Genomic DNA, 17,959 nt, shown 5'->3' with positions numbered 1-17,959 from the left:
GCGGGCGGTGCGCCGATTCGGGCTTGCGGGCGGACGGGCTTGCTTGTAGCGCCCGGTCAGGTCGCGGCTACTCCGCCGTACTCCTCGAGGCGGTCGGTGAACTCGCCGCGGTCCTCGTCCTGCAGGACCCCGTTCGCGTACCCGGCGAGGAACGCGCCCTGCGGGTCCGGCGAGAGGCCGACTCCGTCGAGCATGTCGGCGACCAGGCCGGTCGGATCGGCGTCGAGGTCGACGAGGCCCAGCTCGATCGCGGGCACGAGGTCGGCGGAGGAGCGCGCGGTGACGATCCAGAGCGCGGCCGAGGCCTCCTCGTCCGAGAGGTCGCCGTCGAGCTCGTAGCCCGCCTCCGACCACTCCTCGGGGGTGTCGGCCACCTCGACGTCGTCGAAGCCGAGGGGCGCGAGCGCTGCGGTGAAGCGGTCGACCGCCGCCTGCCTGTCGGCGTCGGTCGAGACGTCGGCGGCGGCGTACTCGGTCGCCGAGATGTAGTCGTAGAGGAGGGAGGGCCCGCCGTAGGCGTTCTGCGACTGCTCGTAGTACTCGTCGTCGGCCGAGGTCCACTCCTCGGGGACGGCGCCCTCGACGGCCGCGACGGCCTTCTCGGCACTCGCGCGCACGTCCTCCGCGGACGGCTGGCCGAGGATCGTCGCGGCGTCGCCGTCCTGGTAGCCGGGGTAGTCGTAGAGCGGATCGGACGGGTCCCCGCTGCCGAACGGGTCGTCCGTCGGGTCGCCGAACGGCTCGGACGGAGCGCTCGTCGACGCGCTGCCGGCGGCGGAGTCGAGCGCGCCGCCCACTCCGACGGCGACGAGCGTGCCGAGCACGCCGGTGTAGACGACGCCCACGAGGAGGCTCGTGCCCAGCGCGATCCAGGCGCCCCTGCCGAGCGGGCGGTGGGAGGGGACGGAGCCCTGCGTCGGGCCCGGGGCGGGCGCGGGCGGCGGGCTCATCGGCATCTGGCTCATCGCACTCCTCCGGACTCCAACGGCAGCCTCGTCAGTCTGGCACCTCGGCGGTCGCTCGGAGGAGGGACCCCGGGGGCTTGCGCGCGCGTCGCCGACCTCCTGCGCCCGGGTGGCCGCCGCGTGGCCCCGGCCGGTGGACAATGGCCGGATGGACGACGTCGTGCCCGCCTCCCCGCTCCCCTCCCTCGGCGAGATCGACGCGGGACTCCGCGTCGTCGCTCTGCCGCTCCGCACCCGCTTCCGCGGCGTCGACAACCGCGAGATCGCGCTCGTGCGCGGCCCCGAGGGCTGGACCGAGTTCTCGCCCTTCCTCGAGTACGGCGCGGAGGAGTCGGCGGCGTGGCTCCGGGCGGCGATCGACTACGGCTGGAGCGAGCAGCCGGCACCGCTGCGCGACCGCATCCCGGTGAACGCGACCATCCCGGCCGTCGCACCGCACGAGGTCGCCGCCGTGCTCGCGAGCTACCACGGCTGCCGCACGGCGAAGGTGAAGGTCGCCGAGCGCGGCCAGACGCTGGCCGACGACGTGGCCCGGGTCGTCGAGGTCCGCCGCCTGCTCGGTCCGGAGGGCCGGATCCGCGTGGACGCGAACGGCGGCTGGAACCTCGACGAGGCCGAGCACGCCGTCCACGCCCTCGCGGAGTCCGACCTCGAGTACGTCGAGCAGCCGTGCGCGAGCGTCGACGAGCTGGCGGAGCTGCGCTACCGGGTGAAGTACATGGGCATCCCGATCGCCGCCGACGAGAGCGTCCGCAAGGCCGCCGATCCGCTCGCCGTCGCCCGGGCCGGAGCCGCGGACCTGCTGGTCGTGAAGGCCCAGCCGCTCGGCGGGACGCGCCGGGCGCTGGCCCTCGTCGCCGAGGCGGGGCTGCCGGCGGTGGTCTCGAGCGCGATCGACAGCTCGGTCGGACTCGCCATGGGCGCCGCCCTGGCCGCGGCGCTCCCCGAGCTGCCCTTCGACTGCGGACTCGGCACCGCGTCCCTCCTCGCCGCGGACGTCACGGAGCGGCCGCTGCGGCCGGTCGACGGCAGCATCCCCGTCGGCCGCGTGGAGGTCTCGGAGGAGCTCCTCTCCCGTCACGCCGTGTCGCCGGAGCGGCTCGACTGGTGGCGGGCGCGGCTCCGCGACTCCTACGCGCTGCTCTGATCGTCGGCGGCGGGCGCCGCGTCCGAGGAGCGGCAGAATGGGAGCGTCGGCCGCCGGTGCCCGACGCATCCCCCACCCTCGAGCATCGGAGCACCGTGAGCGCATCGACCGTCCCCGTCTTCCTCGACTGCGACACCGGCATCGACGACTCGCTCGCCCTGGCGTACCTCCTCCGCTCGCCCCGGGCCCGCCTCGTCGGGATCAGCACGGTCAGCGGCAACACCGACGCCCGCCGGGCCGCCGTCAACAGCCTCGGCCTGCTGGCGCTGGCCGGCCGCGACGACGTGCCGGTCGCCGTGGGGGCGCACCACTTCCTCGAGGAGGACTACGCCGGCGGATCTCCGCACGTGCACGGCGACGACGGCATCGGCGGGGTCGCGCTGCCCGAGGGCGGCGAGCCGGTCGACGAGGATCCGGCCGACCTCCTCCTCCGTCTCGCCCGCGAGCACGAGGGCGAGCTGCGGCTGGTCGCGATCGGCCCGCTGACGAATCTCGCGCTGGCCCTCCGCGCGCACCCGGAGATCGCGTCCCTCGTCCACTCGGTGACAGTGATGGGCGGAGCCGCGCTGGTCCCCGGCAACGTGACCGCCGTGGCGGAGGCCAACATCTGGCACGACCCGGCGGCCGCCGCCGAGGTCGTCGCGGCCGACTGGGATCTCACGCTCGTGCCCCTGGACGTGACCATGCGGCACCTGCTGACGGAGGAGGACCGCGCCGTCCTGCTCGCGTCGCCCGATCCCCTCGCGCAGGCCATCGGGCAGGCGCTCGACTTCTACTTCGACTTCTACGTCGGCCACTTCGGCGAGCGCATCGCTGCCATGCACGACCCCATGGCCGCCGCGATCGCCGTCGACGCCGTCGCCCTCACCTCCGCCCCGCGCGTCCACGTCACTGTCGACGCCACCCACGGCCCCGGCCGCGGCCAGACCGTCGCCGACCTCCGCGGCATCTACCGCGGCGTCCACCCCTTCGACGCCCGCACCCGCGTCGTCCTCGCCCTCGACGCCCCTTTCGCCCCCCACCTCATCGACGTCGTCACCGCCGTCTGACCCGCGCGGGGCCACCCGAAGCCCGTCCGTGCCCCCGGCCGCGACACGCCCGTTCCTCGATCAGCACGCACCGACCCGGCGCTTCCGTACGCGGGAACTCGACAGGCTCGCTCCGAGCGTTCGTGTCAGGGGATCTCGATACTCGCGCTGCTCACTACTCGATCAGCATGTCCCGTCGACCGCCGTCCCCCCGCCCTCCCGCGAAGCGCAGCTCCCCAGAACCCGACCGCGCAGCGGAGCGCTCCCCCACGGCGATCGCGAAGCGGAGCCCACCCACCTCGGCGACCGCGAAGCGGAGCCCACGCAGACCCGACCGCGAAGCGGAGCCCACCCACCACCGCGACCGCGAAGCGGAGCACTCCCCCACGGCGACCGCGAAGCGGAGCCCACCCAGACCCGACCGCGAAGCGGAGGGCCTCCCGCGGCGACCGCGAAGCGGAGCCGTCCTCAAAGCGCGTCCTGGTGGGCGGTCGGCGGGGCCTGGTGGGGTCGATCGCAAGGCGGAGGCGTCGGGCGTAGCGGGAGCTACGTTCGTCGCCGACAACGCCGCGAGCGGCCCCGCCAGGCCCCGCCGATCACATGCCGGTGTCGAGGCCGGAGTAGGCGTGGAGTCCCTTGAAGAACACGTTGACGACGCCGAAGTTGAACATGACGGCGGCGAAGCCGACGATGGCGAGCCAGGCGGAGGGGGTGCCGCGCCAGCCGCGGGTGGCGCGGGCGTGGATGTAGCCGGCGTAGATGGTCCAGATGATGAAGGTCCAGACCTCCTTGGTGTCCCAGCCCCAGTAGCGGCCCCAGGCCTTCTCGGCCCAGACGGCGCCGGCGATGAGCGTGAAGGTCCAGAGGATGAAGCCGAGGATCGTGACGCGGTAGGCGAGGTTCTCGAGGGTGAGGGAGCTGGGCAGGGTGCGCAGGAAGCGGAGGACCGAGCGGGGGCTGTCGCCGGAGGATTCGCGGCGGGCCTGGAGGAGCTGGGTGACCGAGAGCGCGAAGCCGAGGGCGAAGAACGCGGTGCCGAGGATCGCGACGAGCACGTGGATGACCAGCCAGTAGGACTGGAGTGCCGGCGGGAGCGGGACGACGGCGACGTAGTAGTTGACGGTCGCGATGCCGAGGAGCACCAGGACGAGGCCGGTGATGAACGCTCCGAGGAAGCGGAGGTCCCAGCGCAGCTGGACGGCGAGGAAGACGCCGATGATGATGAGCGTCCCGGTCATCGAGAACTCGTACATGTTCGCCCAGGGGACGCGGCCGGCGGCGACGCCGCGGAGCACGGTCGCGGCGAGGTGGAGCACGAAGCCGAGGAGCGTGAGCGAGAACCCGATGCGCATGGTCTTCGAGCGGGCGGGGGCGCGGTAGACCTCGTCCTCGACGCGGCTGCCGATGCGGGAGAGCGTCGCGGTGCGTCCGGAGCCTGCGGCGGCGACGGTGGCCTTGCCGCTGGCCGCGCGGTCGGCGGCGGCCGCGGAGGCGACGCGCTCCGCCTCCTGCACGACCTCGATCGACTCGCCGTCGGCCAGGGAGGCGCGGCGGGCGAGGTCGATCGCGAAGAAGACGAACGCCATGGCGTAGATGCCCATGGCGGAGGAGAGGCACAGCACCGAGTACTGCGAGAGGGTCGCGATCACCTCCTCAGGGTAATCGCTCGCCGCCCCGCCCGCCCCTTCGCGCTTGCACAGACTCGGCCCCTGCCCAGCCGGGCGGCGCCTGTGGAGGGGCCTCCGGGGCGTCCGGGAGGCGGGTCAGTCGAGCGGGGCGTGCCGGTCGGCGATCGTCCGCACGGCGCGCACCAGCTGGGGGTCCTCGCCGCGGGCGAGTCCCGCGTACTCGAGGAGGAGGCCGCCGTCGTCCTGGGCGGTCGCCTTCACCCACACGCGGCGCCGCGGGACGAACAGCGAGGTGAGGAGTCCGGCGAGCACGAGGATCGCGAAGAGCAGCACCCAGCCCTGGGTCGCGTCGTGGTGGATGTCGAACGAGGCGAAGCGCTTGACGCTGTCGGTGCCGATCCGCGTGGGGTCGGCGCCCGTGTTGTCGAAGGTCACGCTGCCGAGCCCGTTCGGGAGCTCGGCCGTGTCGCCGGGCTTGAGGGTGATCGGCGCGACGCCGGTGGTGCCGCCGGTGAGCCGGGTCAGCGAGTCGGTGTTGAGCACGTAGACGGACGTGGGCACTCCCCCGTCGAGGCCGAGGTCGCCCGAGAAGACGTTCAGCGAGAGCACGGGGTACTGCAGGTCGGGGAAGATCGAGGTCGAGGCCCCGGAGGCCAGCGTGTCCTGCGTCGGGTAGAAGAAGCCGGTGAGGCCCAGCTGCTCGGAGAGCCCGTCCGGCACCTTCACGACGCCGACGGAGGTCAGATTCGCGTCCTGCGGGAGGAACGGCACCGAGTCGGTGAAGATCGCCCGGCCCGAGGGGTCGCGGACCGTGATCGTCGGGGCGTAGCCGTTGCCGAGGAGGTAGACGTTCGTGCCGCCGATCGCGAGCGGGTCGTTGACCTTGATCGTGCGGTCCTCGGTGCCCCCGCCGCGCTCGGAGGTCGTGACGTTCGCGGTGAAGTCGACGGGCTGGCCGAGCGCCGACTGGTTCTGCTCCTCGTACTTCACGTCGAGGCTGTCGAGAGTCAGCTGGTACGGGTCGAGCTGGCTGCTGTCGAAGAAGCGGCCGGGGTTGAAGGAGTCGTAGGCCGCGAGGTTGTTCGCGAACCCCTGGGAGCCCTCGACCAGCACGCGCTGCCCGCTGTAGCCGAATCCGCCGCCCACTCCGACGGCGACGAGGATGCCGACCAGGGCGGAGTGGAAGACCAGGTTGCCGGTCTCGCGGAGGTAGCCGCGCTCGGCCGAGACGCTCGACCAGCGGCCGCGCGGGTCGTCGTAGCGCTCGACGCGGTAGCCCGCCCGGCGCAGGACGGAGTGGGCGGAGGCGACGGCCTCCTCCTCCGTCGCGCCCTCGACCTCGCGGACGGTGTAGCCGGCGAGGCGCTGCAGGCGTGCCGGGGTGCGCGGCGGCCGCGATCGCATCGCCTGGAAGTGGTGGCGCGTGCGCGGGACGATGCAGCCGATCAGGGAGATGAACAGCAGCAGGTAGATGCTCGAGAACCAGGCGGAGGTGTAGGTGTCGAACGCCTGCACCTTGTCGAGCAGGGGCGCGAGGTCGGGGTTGTCGACGAAGTACTGGGTCACGCCGTTGGGGTCGGAGGAGCGCTGCGGCACGAGCGATCCGGGGACCGCCGCGATCGCCAGCAGCAGCAGCAGGAACAGCGCCGTGCGCATGCTGGTGAGCTGGCGCCACATCCAGCGGAGCCAGCCGGTGAACCCGAGCGCCGGCTGCGTGACGGTGCCGTCGGAGTCGTAGTGGTCGGCGGGGCGGAAGGAGGCGTCCGTCCTCCGCTGCGCGGCCTCGTCGGGGCGGCGCGTGCTCTCCTCTGGCTCAGATCGCCGGCTGGAAGCCATCGATCACCGCCGAGAGGGATCCGTAGACGAGGGTGTTCCAGATGCCCGTGACCATCAGGACTCCGATCAGGACGAGGGCGGCGCCGCCGAGGATGTTGACCACGCGGATGTGGCGCTTCACGAAGGCGAGCGTGCTGGTCACCCAGCTGAAGCCGAAGGCGACGAGGAGGAAGGGGATGCCGAGTCCGAGGCAGTAGACCAGGGCGAGGAGGGCGCCGCGCCAGGGCGAGCCCACGCCGTAGCTGAGGGCGAGGATCGAGCTCAGCGTCGGGCCGAGGCAGGGCGTCCAGCCGACGCCGAAGACGATGCCGAGCAGCGGCGCTCCGATCAGCCCGGTGGCGGGACGGATCCCGGGTCGGAGCGTGCGCTGGAGGAACGAGAACTGCCCGATGAAGACGAGCCCCATCGCGATCACGACGAGCCCGAGGACGCGGGTGATCAGGTCGGTGTACTGGCGCAGCCAGAAGCCGACCGTGCCCGCCGCCGCCCCGTAGAGGACGAACACCAGCGAGAATCCGAGCACGAAGAGGAGGACGCCCAGCACGACCCGGCGGCGTCCGCGTGCCGCGCGCTCGTCGGCGTCGGTGAATCCGCCGACGTAGGCGAGGTAGCCGGGCACCAGCGGGAGCACGCAGGGCGACGCGAAGGACACGAGCCCGGCCAGGAGCGCGATCGGCACGGCCAGCAGGAGCTGACCGCTGACGACGATGTCGCCCACGCCGCTACTCCCCCTCGGCGAGCGTGTCGCCCACGAGGGTCGAGAGGATCGACGCCTCCTGGAGCTGGCCGAGGATGCGCGACGCGACGCGCCCCTCCCTGTCGAGGACGAGCGTCGTGGGCACGGCGTTCGGCGGGACGGTGCCGGTGAAGGCGAGCTGCACCGACGAGTCGGTGTCGACGATGGAGGGGTAGCCGAGCCCGAAGGTCTCGGCGAAGGCGGCCGCGGTGGGGGCCTGATCGCGCACGTTGACGCCGACGAACGACACGCCCTTGTCGGCGAACTCCGTGTTCACCGTCTCGAGGTCAGCGGCCTCGGCGCGGCACGGGGCGCAGCTGGCGTACCAGAAGTTGACGACGACGACCTGCCCGGCGAGGTCGGCGGAGTCGATGGTGGCGCCGGTCTCGTCGGTGCCGGAGAAGACGATGGGGTCGTCCCGGTCGGCGGCGGCGATCTCGGTGACGGTGCCGTCCCCCGAGATGTAGCCCTTGTTGCTGCCGTTGCGGTACTGGTCGGCGAGCGGATCCTCGGAGCAGCCCGTCAGCGCGAGCGCGGCGGCCAGCGCGAGGACGCCCGCTGCGCGGAGCCGCCCCGTCCGGCGCATCAGACCGCTCCCACGTCGGTGGCCAGGCCCTGCAGGCCGGCGGCCGGGTCGGAGTAGCCGACCTCGACGAAGCCGTCCCCGCGCCGCTCGAGGGTCGTGATGCTCGAGAGCGCGCAGCGGCGCTTGCGCGGATCGTGGAAGAGGCGCTCGCCGGCGAGGGCGCGGTGGACCGTCCAGATGGGGAGCTGGTGGCTGACGATCGCGGCGTCGCCCTCCTCCGTGCTCTCCCACGCCGACTCGATCGCCGCGTACATCCGCGCGGAGATGGAGAGGTACGGCTCGCCCCAGCTGGGCTCGAAGGGGTTGCGGAGCCAGGGCCAGTGCTTGGGGTTCCGCAGGGCGGAGCTGCGCGCGGCGAGGGACTTCCCCTCGAAGCGGTTGCTCGGCTCGATCACCCGCTCATCGGTGCGGATCTCGAGCTCGAACGCCTGCGAGATCGGCTGCGCGGACTCCTGCGTGCGCTGGAGCGGCGAGGCGATCAGCGCCGTGACGTGGCGCCGGCGCTCGAGCAGGTCGTCGGCGGCGGAGCGGGCCATGCGGTGGCCCAGATCCGAGAGCCGGAAGTTCGGGAGTCGCCCGTAGAGGACCCGGTCGGGGTTGAACACCTCGCCGTGCCGCACGAGATGGATCTGATCGGCAACCACGAGCGTCAAGTGTACGGAACGCGGCGTGGGGGAACGCCGGGAAAAGGGTCGCCTGAGCCGGACCTGAGCGGAGCCTCAGCGGCGCGCCGAGACCGCCGCCGACAGCCGCCGCACGAGCGGTCCGGGCAGATGCCGCACCACGGCCATCGGGACCCCGAAGCGCACCGACGGCACCGAGACGACGGAGCCGCGCGCGACGTCCCGGAGGAACTCCTCCACCACCGCGTCCGCATCGAGCCAGAGGAAGGAGGGGATGGAGGAGGTGTCCATCGCCGCCCGCTCGTGGAACTCAGTGCGCACCCAGCCCGGGCAGAGCGCAGCCGAGCGGACGCCGGTGCCGCGCAGCTCGACGGCCAGCGACTGCGCGAAGGCGGTCGCCCACGCCTTCACCGCGGAGTAGGGGCCGAGGTGCACGAAGCCCGCGACGCTCGACACCGTGAGGATCGCGCCGCGGCCGCGGGTGGTCATCGCCTCCGCCGCCGCACCCGAGAGCACGGCGACCGAGCGCACCATCACCTCGAAGGCGTGGTCCTGGGCGGCGACGTCCGGCTCGGCGAAGGTCCCGTCGATCCCGAAGCCGGCGTTGTTGACGAGGACGCGGACCGGTCGGGCCGGATCGACGAGCCGCGCGCGCACGCGCTCGACCTGCTCGCGATCGCCGAGGTCCGCGGGCAGGACCTCGACCGCCGCGGCGCCGAGGCCGTGCAGTCCGGCCGCCGCCTCCTGGAGGCGCTGCTCGCTGCGGGCGACGAGGACGAGGCTCCAGCCGCGGCGCGCGAACGCCCGGGCGAAGGCGAGGCCGATGCCGGAGGACGCGCCGGTGATCAGTGCGGTGCTCATGCTCCGACGCTACCCGTCGCCGCCCGGCGGCCCCCGAGTAGACTCCCCTACCGTGACCGACGAGACCCGCCTCCCCCGAACCACTGTCAAGAAGCTCGCCGCGCTCGAGGACGGACCCGTCCGCGTGTCCGGCTGGGTCGAGACCGTGCGCGACCAGAAGAAGGTGCAGTTCGTCGTCCTGCGCGACGAGTCCGGTGCCGTGCAGCTGGTGAACCCGGCCGTGCGCGAAGCCGTCGAGGGCGACGACGCGTCGGCTGCGCGCCTCGTGATCACCGAGGAGATCTCCGGCCTCGCCCAGGGCTCCTTCATCACCGTCACCGGCGCGCTCAAGCACGACGAGCGCGTGAAGCTCGGCGGCATCGAGGTCAAGCTCGAGACGCTCGAGGTCGTCGCCGCGTCGATCCCGGAGGCGCCGATCGCGCCCGACTCCGGCATCGACAAGCGCATGGACTGGCGCTTCCTCGACCTGCGCCGTCCCGAGCAGAACCTCATCGCCCGTGTGCAGACCACGTTCGAGCACGCGCTGCGCACGTACTGGATCGAGCACGACTTCATCGAGATCCACACCCCGAAGCTCATGGCGAGCGCCTCGGAGTCGCGGGCCGAGCTCTTCGAGGTCGAGTACTTCGAGACGAAGGCCTACCTGGCGCAGAGCCCCCAGTTCTTCAAGCAGATGGCGCAGCCCGCCGGCTTCGGCAAGGTCTTCGAGGTCGGCCCCGCCTTCCGCGCCGACCCCAGCTTCACCTCGCGTCACGCGACCGAGTTCACGAGCGTCGACGCCGAGGTCTCCTGGATCGACTCGCACGAGGACGTCATGGAGCTGCACGAGCAGCTGATGGTCGCCGGCCTCACCGCCGTCGTCGAGAAGCACGGCGCCGAGGTCAAGGCGCTCTTCGACATCGACCTGACCGTCCCGACCACGCCGTTCCCGCGCATCCCGCTCGCCGAGGCCAAGCGCATCGTCGCCGAGCGCGGCTACGAGGTGCCCCGCGCCGACGACGACATGGACCCCGAGGGCGAGCGCCGCATCGCGGCCTACGTGCAGGAGGAGTTCGGGCACGACTTCGTGTTCCTCACCGACTACGCGTCGAGCATCCGGCCGTTCTACCACATGCGCCGCGAGGGCGACGGGACGATCACCAACAGCTACGACCTCATCTACAACGGCGTCGAGATCTCGACCGGAGCGCAGCGCGAGCACCGCGTCGACGTCCTCGTCGAGCAGGCCCGCGAGAAGGGCCTGGACCCGGAGGAGCTCGAGTTCTACCTCGACTTCTTCCGCTACGGCGTCCCGCCGCACGGCGGCTTCGGCATGGGCCTCTCGCGCGTGATCATGCTGATGCTGAACCAGGCGAACCTCCGCGAGGTCACCTACCTGTTCCGCGGCCCGACCCGCCTGCTGCCCTAGGCGCGCACCACGGTCGAGGGAGCCCCGAGCCGTCGAGACCGCCGCGGACGGCGGGTCCCCTCGACGGGCCGGGGTTCCCTCGCGCCAGCGGCTAGGGAGCCGGCAGCACCACGAGATCGAGGTAGTCGGCCAGGCACGCCACCATGTCCACCGCGTCGCGCTCGAGCAGCCACTGCAGCTGCACGCCGTCCCAGAGCGCGATGATCGACGCCGCCACCCGCTCCGGATCGGACCCCTCGCGGAGGCGCCCGGCGGCCTGGAGCTCGCGCAGCTCGGCCGTGTACTCGCTGCGGAGCCGGCGGAACCGCGCGGCGAAGAAGTCGCGCCCCGGGTGCTCCTGCGTCGTCGACTCGCCGCAGAGCACGGCGTACAGCTCGATCACTCCGGGCGCCGTCTCGTTGTAGCGGGTCTGCCGCAGGATGCCGGCGACCAGCCCCTCCTCCGGGTCCGGCGGCGAGGAACCGTCGCCCGTGATCAGGTCGCGGTGCTCGAGGACCGCGAAGAGCAGGTCGGTCTTCGACGGGAAGTAGTGCAGGAGGCTCGTCTGGCTGAGCCCGACGCGGTCGGCGACCTCCTGGAGGGAGCCGCGGGCGTAGCCCCGCGCGGCGAAGACCTGGTGCGCGGCCTCGATGATGGCTCGCCGGCGCTCGGCCGACTTCGCGTACGGGCCGCGTCGCCTCGTCGCCTCCGCCATCGACCCCTCCTCAGCACTGGAGGCGCCTCGCCGTGCCCCTCGAACGGCCAGCGTAGCGGCGGCGGAGGAGCAGTGCCGCCAATTTCGAGTACCTACTCGAATTCGTGGTAGCGTCCCGATCATCGCCGGGTGAGACTCCCCGGCTCTCCACCACGACGAAGTGAGGGAAGATGCATCCGTTCACCCGGAGACAGCTCATCGCCGCCGGTCTCGGCACCGCGGCACTCGGGAGCCTGACGGCCTGCGCGACACCGGGCACCGTCTCGGTCAACACGGCGCCGACGATCGCCCCGGCCACCGGCCCGGTCCGCCTGCAGTACTGGGGCTGGCTGAAGGACCTGCAGAAGGTCTGCGACGTCTGGAACGCCTCGCACCCCGAGATCCAGGTCGAGGCCGTCTGGATCCCCGGCGGCAACGCGGGCGGGTACCAGAAGCTCTACTCGGCCCTCGCCGCGGGCGGCGGGCCGGACCTCGGCCAGGTCGAGATCCGCTCCGTCCCCGAGTTCATGCTCGTCAACGGCCTGGTCGACCTCACCCGGTACGGCGTCGAGCAGTACCGCGACCTGTACGACCCCACGCTCTGGGGCCAGGTCAGCTACACGGGCGGCGTCTACGGCATCCCTCAGGACAGCGGCCCGATGGCGCTCTTCTACCAGCCCGAGGTGTTCGGGAAGGTGGGTGCGGAGCCGCCGACGACCTGGGACGACTGGGCCGCGGTGGCGACGGAGCTGCGCGGAGCCGGCTCCTACATCGACTGCTTCCCGCTCGCCGACGCCTCGGTCTTCGCCGCGTTCGCGACGCAGGCCGGCGCGCAGTGGCTGCGCCCGGAGGAGGACGGCTGGGTCATCGACATGACCGACGACGCCACGACGCGCGTCGCCTCCTTCTTCGACACGGCCATCGACCAGGACCTGGTGCAGACCGGTTACGGCGCGTACTCCCCCGCGTGGTTCGCGGCCGCGGCGAAGGGCGGGATCGCCTCCTGCGCCACCGGCAGCTGGGGCGACGCCCTGATCGAGGGGGTCAGCGGAGGCTCGGGCAAGTGGCGCGCTGCGCCCATGCCCGTCTGGGGCGACACCGGCTTCGGCTCGAGCTTCCTCGGCGGATCGACTGCGGCGGTGTTCTCGAGCAGCAAGCACCCGGAGGAGGCGATCGAGTTCGCCGTCTGGATGACCACCACGCAGGAGGGCATCGACGCGATGATCGCCAACAGCGGCATCGGCTGGTCTCCCGCGGTCGGCGAGATCGGCACGGCCCGCAAGGGTCCGAGCGACTTCTTCAGCGGGCAGAACTACAACGAGGACGTCCTCGTGCCCGCATCGAAGGAGCAGAACCCGGACTGGTCCTGGTGGCCCGTCACGCAGCAGTCCTTCAACATCCTCAGCGACGGCTTCCGGAAGAAGGCGTCGGGGCTCTCGCTCGTGGACGCGGTCGCCGAGGCGGAGCAGCAGATCATCACGGTCTTCGAGAACAAGGGCCTGAGCATTAGGAGGGCCTCCGCATGACCACCACGACCTCCCCCGCCGCCGCCGCGGTCGCGGCCACCACGCGGACGCCGGGCGCGCCCCGGCGCAGCCGCGCGGTCGCCCGCGCCCCGTGGATCCTCCTCGGACCCTTCCTGGCCCTGTTCGTCCTCACGTTCATCGTCCCGATCGTCGTCGCCGTCGGCTCCAGCTTCACGAAGGTGACGCGCTCCGGCCTCTTCGGCGAGGCCGGGGTCACCAGCGGGTTCGCGGGCTTCGACAACTACGCGCAGGCCCTCGCCGACGGCAACTTCATCGCCTCCATCGGGCGGATGTTCCTCTTCGGCATCGTCCAGGTGCCGGTGATGATCGCCCTCTGCACCGTCCTCGCGCTGATGCTCGAGTCGGCGTCGGCGAAGTTCCCCGGCTTCTTCCGGGCGGCCTACTTCCTCCCTTACGGAGTGCCCGGAGTGATCGCGACGATCCTGTGGTCGTTCCTCTACGTGCCCGGCCTCAGCCCGCTCATCGACGCGGCGAACGTGGTCGGGCTCCAGCCCGACTTCCTCGGTGCGGACACGGTCCTCTGGTCGATCGCGAACATCTCGCTCTGGAGCTACACCGGCTACAACATGCTGATCATCGTCGCCCAGCTCAAGGCGATCCCGGTCGAGCTCTACGAGGCGGCGAAGGTCGACGGCGCCTCCACCTGGCGCGTCGCCCGCAGCATCCAGCTGCCGCTCATCCGCCCCGCGCTGGTGCTGACGACGATCTTCTCGATCATCGGAACGCTCCAGCTGTTCGCCGAGGCGCAGGTGCTGAAGACGGTCGCTCCGGCGATCGACAGCCAGTACACGCCGAACCTCAGCGCGTACACCACGGCCTTCGCCTACAACGACTACAACGTCGCCGCCGCCCAGGCCGTCCTGATCGCGCTGGTCGCGTTCCTGCTCTCCTTCACGTTCCTCTCGATCTCGAACAGGAGGTCGTCATGAGCCGCACCGAGACCCCGCCGACCACGACCACCGGAGTCGTCACCGCCGACCGCCCCGTGAAGGCCGGACGCGGGCCCGACCGCTCGGCCGGCCGCAACCGCGCCTCGACCATCATCGTCACCGCGATCCTCGTCGTCGTGGCGGTCTACTTCCTCATCCCCGTCTACTGGGTCGTCGTCGCGGCGACCAAGACGACCGAGGACCTCTTCGCCACCTACGGCTTCTGGTTCGCCCCGACGTTCGCGCTCTGGGACAACCTGACGCAGGTGCTGACCTACGGCGACGGCATCTTCGTCCGCTGGTTCCTCAACTCCGTCCTCTACGCCGGAGTGGGCGCCCTGCTCGCGACCTACCTCGCCGCGGCGGGCGGCTACGCGCTGGCCAAGTACGAGTTCCGCGGCAGCAGGCTCGTGTTCGGGACGATCCTCGCGGGCGTCCTGGTGCCGGGCACCGCGACCGCTCTGCCGCTGTTCCTGCTCTTCAGCCAGATGGGCATCGCGAACACCTACTGGAGCGTGCTGATCCCCTCGCTCGTCTCGCCGTTCGGGCTGTTCCTCTGCCGGATCTACGCTCAGGCGACCGTGGACACCGCGATCATCGAGGCGGCGCGCATCGACGGCGCCGGGGAGCTGCGGATCTTCCACACGCTCGGGCTGCGCATCCTGACTCCCGCGCTGGTCACCGTGTTCCTCTTCCAGCTGGTCGGGATCTGGAACAACTACTTCCTGCCCCTGGTGATGCTCTCGGACACGAACCTGTTCCCGATCACACTGGGACTGAACAACTGGCTCGGACAGGTCGACCGCCTGCCCGAGTTCTACGAGCTGACGACCGGCGGCGTCCTGCTGTCGATCATCCCGCTCGCCATCGCCATGATCGTGCTGCAGCGCTTCTGGCGCGGCGGCCTGACGGAAGGCTCCGTGAAGTGACGACTCCCCCGACGACCTCCCACTACCTGACGGACACCGGACCGGGCTCCGGCCGCCGCCGGGCCCCCCGCTCGTGGCTGCACACCGACGCCCCGGCGCTCCCGCTGGACGGGGAGTGGCGCTTCCGCCTGCTCCCCGCCGCTCCGGGGACCCCGGGCGGCGCCGGCGTGCTGCCGGAGTGCGAGGGCGTGGACGCCGTCGGGGACGAGTCGTTCGACGACTCCGGCTGGGACCTGATGCCGGTGCCCTCGCACTGGGTGCTGCAGGGCGACGGGCACTACGGACTGCCGGCCTACACGAACGTGCAGTTCCCGTTCCCGACCGAGCCGCCGTTCGTTCCGGACGCGAACCCGACGGGCGACTACCGCCGCACCGTCGTGGTCCCGGAGGAGTGGGACTCCGCCGAGGCGGTCGTCCTGCGCTTCGACGGGGTCGAGTCGCGCTACCGCGTCTGGGTCAACGGCGTCGAGATCGGCATCGGCTCCGGCAGCCGGCTCGCGCAGGAGTTCGACGTCACCGGCGTCGTCCGCCCGGGCGAGAACCTCGTCGTGGTCCGCGTGCACCAGTGGTCGGCCTCGAGCTACGTGGAGGACCAGGACCAGTGGTGGCTGCCGGGGATCTTCCGCTCGGTGCACCTGCTCGCGCGCCCCGTCGGCGGGATCGAGGACGTGTGGCTGCGCTCCTCCTTCGCCGGCGGCGCGGGCCGGATCGAGGCGGAGGTGACCGCCGCGGCCGACGCGTTCCCGCTGACGCTGCGCGTGCCCGGGCTCGGGATCGAGACGGTCTGGGCCTCGGCGGAGGAGATCGCCGCGATCGAGGTCCCCGAGGTCGACCCGTGGTCGGCGGAGGCTCCGCGCCTCTACGACGCGACGCTCGCCTCCGCCGGTGAGACGGTCTCGCTGCGGCTCGGCTTCCGCACGGTCGAGATCCGCGGCGACCGCTTCCTGGTCAACGGCGAGCGCGTCGTCTTCCACGGTGTCAACCGCCACGAGACGCACCCCGACCGCGGTCGAGCGTTCGACGAGGACTCCGCCCGCGAGGACCTCGCGATGATGAAGCGCTTCAACGTGAACGCCATCCGCACCAGCCACTACCCGCCGCATCCCCGTCTGCTCGATCTCGCCGACGAGCTCGGCTTCTGGGTGGTCCTCGAGTGCGATCTCGAGACCCACGGCTTCGAGCGGGTCGGCTGGGCGGGCAACCCCAGCGACGACCCCGCCTGGCGCGAGGCCTACCTCGACCGCATCGAGCGGACCGTCGAGCGCGACAAGAACCACCCGAGCATCGTGCTCTGGTCCCTCGGCAACGAGGCGGGCACCGGCGCGAACCTCGCCGCGATGTCCGCCTGGGTGCACGGCCGCGACCCCGAGCGCCCCGTCCACTACGAGGGCGACTACACCGGCGGGTACACCGACGTGTACTCGCGGATGTACTCCTCGATCCCCGAGACCGAGCGGATCGGCACCGACGGCTCGCTCACTCCGCTGCTCGGCTGCTCCCCCGGCGAGTCCGCTCGGCAGCGCTCCAAGCCCTTCCTGCTCTGCGAGTACGTGCACGCGATGGGCAACGGCCCGGGAGCGATCGACCAGTACGAGGACCTCGTCGACCGCTTCCCGCGGCTGCACGGCGGCTTCGTCTGGGAGTGGCGCGACCACGGCCTGCGGGCGCGCACGCCGGAGGGCGTCGAGTACTACGCGTACGGCGGCGACTTCGGCGAGGTGGTGCACGACGGCAACTTCGTGATGGACGGCATGGTGCTCTCCGACGGCACGCCCAGCCCGGGCCTGTTCGAGTGGAAGCAGATCGTCGCTCCGGTGCGCCTCACGGTCCGCGGCGACGGCGTCGTCATCGAGAACCGCCGGCACGACGCCTCCACCGCCGATCTGCGCTTCGCGTGGCGGGTCGAGCGGGACGGGCGGGTCACCGCAGAGGGAGTGCTCGACGCCCCGGTGGTCGCGGCCGGCGACGCCGTGCACGTGGAGCTCCCCCCGCTCGAGGTGCGCCCCGGCGGCGAGACCTGGCTCACCGTCGACGCGGTCCTCGACGCCCCGACCGCCTGGGCGGAGGAGGGCCACGTGCTCTCCACCGGTCAGCACCTCCTCGCCGCGCCGTCGGCGGTGCCCGCGTGGACCCGCGCCGTCCGCTCGGCTCCGCCCCTCGAGGGCGGCGCGCTCGGAGTCGCGCGGTTCCGCGACGGCCGGCTCGCCTTCCTCGCCGGCCTGCCCGTCGACGGACCGCGCGCCGAGCTCTGGCGCGCCCCGACCGACAACGACGAGGGCGCGGGCTTCCCCGGCTACGTCACCGGCGACCCGTACGACGGCGACGGCCGCGGGCTGCCGGCCCCCTCCTCCGCCGCCCGCTGGCGCGAGGCCGGACTCGACCGCCTGGTCGGCCGCGTGCAGGAGGTGGACGCCTCCGCCGGGCTCCGCCGCGTGACCCGCTTCTCGGCCGCGGATCTCGATGCGGGACTCCTGATGGAGGAGCGCTGGAGCGTCGACGGGGAGAGCACGGTCCTCCGCGTCGACCTCGTGCCGACCCGGGGCTGGGACTCCGTCTGGCCGCGGCTGGGCATCCGGATCGACATGCCCGCGTCGATCGACGGCGCGGAGTGGTTCGGCACCGGCCCGCTCGAGTCCTACCCCGACAGCCTCCGGGCCGCGCGGGTGGGGCGCTTCACGGCGGAGATGGACCGGCTGACGACTCCGTACGCCCGCCCGCAGGAGAGCGGTCACCGCAGCAGCGTGCGCGAGCTGACGCTGACGGAGGCGGGCTCGCCCCGGCTCCGCATCGAAGCCGCGCGCGACCTGCACGGGCGCCTTCCCGGCTTCACCCTGGCGCGGCACACGCCGCAGGAGATCACGGCCGCCGCGCACCCGCACGAGCTGCCGGAGTCGGAGCGCGCGGTCCTCGTGATCGACGCCGCCCAGCACGGCCTGGGCTCCCGCGCGTGCGGTCCGGACGTGTGGCCCGACTTCCAGCTGCGGCCGGAGGCGCGGACGATCCTCCTCCGCTTCACCGCGGCCGGCTGAGCGCCGGGAGAGGACGAGGGAAGGCCCGCGGGAT

At 72.2% G+C, this 17,959-nt stretch carries 15 protein-coding genes; 7 read left to right on the top strand and 8 right to left on the bottom strand.

The window, feature by feature from the left end; all coding sequences use genetic code 11:
- Positions 1 to 56: 56 nt before the first annotated feature.
- Positions 57 to 965 carry a hypothetical protein gene (locus tag C5C25_RS03855; RefSeq protein WP_104249776.1) on the bottom strand — a complete coding sequence of 303 codons (909 nt, stop codon included), beginning with the start codon at positions 963 to 965 and terminating at the stop codon, positions 57 to 59.
- 148 nt (positions 966 to 1,113) lie between these two features.
- Here C5C25_RS03855 and C5C25_RS03850 point away from each other — a divergent pair, with 148 nt between their 5' ends.
- The gene (locus C5C25_RS03850; protein ID WP_104249775.1) at positions 1,114 to 2,112 is read left to right on the top strand and encodes an o-succinylbenzoate synthase; all 999 of its coding nucleotides are present in this window, start codon (positions 1,114 to 1,116) and stop codon (positions 2,110 to 2,112) included.
- A gap of 95 nt (positions 2,113 to 2,207) precedes the next feature.
- Entirely contained in the window at positions 2,208 to 3,161 is a 954-nt protein-coding gene (locus tag C5C25_RS03845; RefSeq protein ID WP_104249833.1) for a nucleoside hydrolase, read from the top strand.
- 575 nt (positions 3,162 to 3,736) lie between these two features.
- Here C5C25_RS03845 and ccsB read toward each other — a convergent pair.
- From ccsB to C5C25_RS03815, 6 genes are all read right to left on the bottom strand, one after another.
- Entirely contained in the window at positions 3,737 to 4,741 is a 1,005-nt protein-coding gene (gene ccsB / locus C5C25_RS03840) for a c-type cytochrome biogenesis protein CcsB (RefSeq protein WP_104249832.1), read from the bottom strand.
- A gap of 162 nt (positions 4,742 to 4,903) precedes the next feature.
- Positions 4,904 to 6,604 (bottom strand): cytochrome c biogenesis protein ResB, encoded by a 1,701-nt coding sequence (locus C5C25_RS03835; protein ID WP_104249774.1) that lies wholly within the window; start codon positions 6,602 to 6,604, stop codon positions 4,904 to 4,906.
- Positions 6,582 to 7,322 carry a cytochrome c biogenesis CcdA family protein gene (locus C5C25_RS03830; RefSeq protein WP_244230512.1) on the bottom strand — a complete coding sequence of 247 codons (741 nt, stop codon included), beginning with the start codon at positions 7,320 to 7,322 and terminating at the stop codon, positions 6,582 to 6,584. Before C5C25_RS03830 ends, C5C25_RS03835 begins: the two co-directional genes overlap by 23 nt.
- Positions 7,323 to 7,326: 4 nt before the next feature.
- Complete coding sequence (locus C5C25_RS03825) at positions 7,327 to 7,926, bottom strand: TlpA disulfide reductase family protein (protein WP_104249773.1); 600 nt, start codon at positions 7,924 to 7,926, stop codon at positions 7,327 to 7,329.
- Complete coding sequence (locus C5C25_RS03820) at positions 7,926 to 8,570, bottom strand: histidine phosphatase family protein (RefSeq protein ID WP_104224864.1); 645 nt, start codon at positions 8,568 to 8,570, stop codon at positions 7,926 to 7,928. Before C5C25_RS03820 ends, C5C25_RS03825 begins: the two co-directional genes overlap by 1 nt.
- Before the next feature lie 75 nt (positions 8,571 to 8,645).
- Positions 8,646 to 9,410, bottom strand: coding sequence for an SDR family oxidoreductase (locus C5C25_RS03815; RefSeq protein WP_104249772.1), 765 nt, complete (start codon positions 9,408 to 9,410; stop codon positions 8,646 to 8,648).
- Positions 9,411 to 9,462: 52 nt separating this feature from the next.
- Between C5C25_RS03815 and aspS the strand changes: the two genes are divergently transcribed.
- A complete protein-coding gene (gene aspS, locus C5C25_RS03810) occupies positions 9,463 to 10,818 on the top strand; it encodes an aspartate--tRNA(Asn) ligase (RefSeq protein WP_258069330.1) in 1,356 nt (451 codons plus the stop codon).
- Between the two features lie 91 nt (positions 10,819 to 10,909).
- Here the strand turns inward: aspS and C5C25_RS03805 are convergent, their stop codons facing one another.
- Positions 10,910 to 11,512, bottom strand: a complete 603-nt coding sequence (locus C5C25_RS03805; RefSeq protein WP_244230513.1) for a TetR/AcrR family transcriptional regulator — start codon at positions 11,510 to 11,512, stop codon at positions 10,910 to 10,912.
- Between the two features lie 170 nt (positions 11,513 to 11,682).
- Between C5C25_RS03805 and C5C25_RS03800 the strand changes: the two genes are divergently transcribed.
- The 4 genes from C5C25_RS03800 to C5C25_RS03785 are packed head-to-tail and all read left to right on the top strand — an operon-like array spanning position 11,683 to position 17,925.
- Entirely contained in the window at positions 11,683 to 13,017 is a 1,335-nt protein-coding gene (locus C5C25_RS03800; protein WP_104225917.1) for an ABC transporter substrate-binding protein, read from the top strand.
- Entirely contained in the window at positions 13,014 to 13,967 is a 954-nt protein-coding gene (locus C5C25_RS03795) for a carbohydrate ABC transporter permease (protein ID WP_104225918.1), read from the top strand. The genes C5C25_RS03800 and C5C25_RS03795 overlap by 4 nt, the downstream gene beginning before the upstream one ends.
- A complete protein-coding gene (locus C5C25_RS03790; protein WP_104225919.1) occupies positions 13,964 to 14,896 on the top strand; it encodes a carbohydrate ABC transporter permease in 933 nt (310 codons plus the stop codon). Before C5C25_RS03795 ends, C5C25_RS03790 begins: the two co-directional genes overlap by 4 nt.
- The gene (locus tag C5C25_RS03785; protein WP_219814374.1) at positions 14,893 to 17,925 is read left to right on the top strand and encodes a glycoside hydrolase family 2 TIM barrel-domain containing protein; all 3,033 of its coding nucleotides are present in this window, start codon (positions 14,893 to 14,895) and stop codon (positions 17,923 to 17,925) included. The genes C5C25_RS03790 and C5C25_RS03785 overlap by 4 nt, the downstream gene beginning before the upstream one ends.
- The last annotated feature ends 34 nt before the right edge of the window (positions 17,926 to 17,959 follow it).

The sequence above is a fragment of the Rathayibacter sp. AY2B9 genome, assembly GCF_002931595.1.
Taxonomy (GTDB): domain Bacteria; phylum Actinomycetota; class Actinomycetes; order Actinomycetales; family Microbacteriaceae; genus Rathayibacter.
Note: the sequence above shows the minus strand (reverse complement) of the source record. Positions and strands in the feature narration are given on the sequence as shown.